Origin of the sequence: Actinophytocola xinjiangensis (assembly GCF_001921215.1) — a bacterium.
GTDB lineage: Bacteria > Actinomycetota > Actinomycetes > Mycobacteriales > Pseudonocardiaceae > Actinophytocola > Actinophytocola xinjiangensis.
Map to the genome: position 1 here is coordinate 1 of NZ_MSIF01000072.1, position 509 is coordinate 509.

The window sequence follows — 509 nt, forward strand, 5'->3', positions numbered from 1 at the left end:
CGGGCGAGTTCGGCGGTCTCGGACGGGGTCTTGCCGACCTTCACCCCCGCCGCTTCCAGTGCTTCCTTCTTCGCCGCGGCCGTACCCGACGAACCGGACACGATCGCGCCCGCGTGCCCCATGGTCTTGCCCTCCGGAGCGGTGAACCCCGCCACGTACCCCACCACCGGCTTCGACACATGATCAGCGATGTACGCGGCGGCCCGCTCCTCCGCGTCACCACCGATCTCACCGATCATCACGATCACCTCGGTCTGCGGGTCCGCCTCGAACGCCGCCAACGCGTCGATGTGCGTCGTCCCGATCACCGGGTCACCACCGATACCCACCGCCGACGAGAACCCGATGTCCCGCAACTCGTACATCAACTGATACGTCAACGTCCCCGACTTCGACACCAACCCGATCCGACCAGCACCGGTGATGTCCGCCGGAATGATCCCCGCGTTCGACTTCCCCGGCGAAATCACCCCAGGACAGTTCGGACCGATGATCCGCGTCTTGTTCCC

1 pseudogene is annotated in these 509 nt (G+C 66.0%); it reads right to left on the reverse strand.

Features of this window, described 5'->3' with window-relative positions:
- Nucleotides 1-509, reverse strand: a pseudogene (locus tag BLA60_RS41875) (succinate--CoA ligase subunit alpha); the annotation flags it as partial.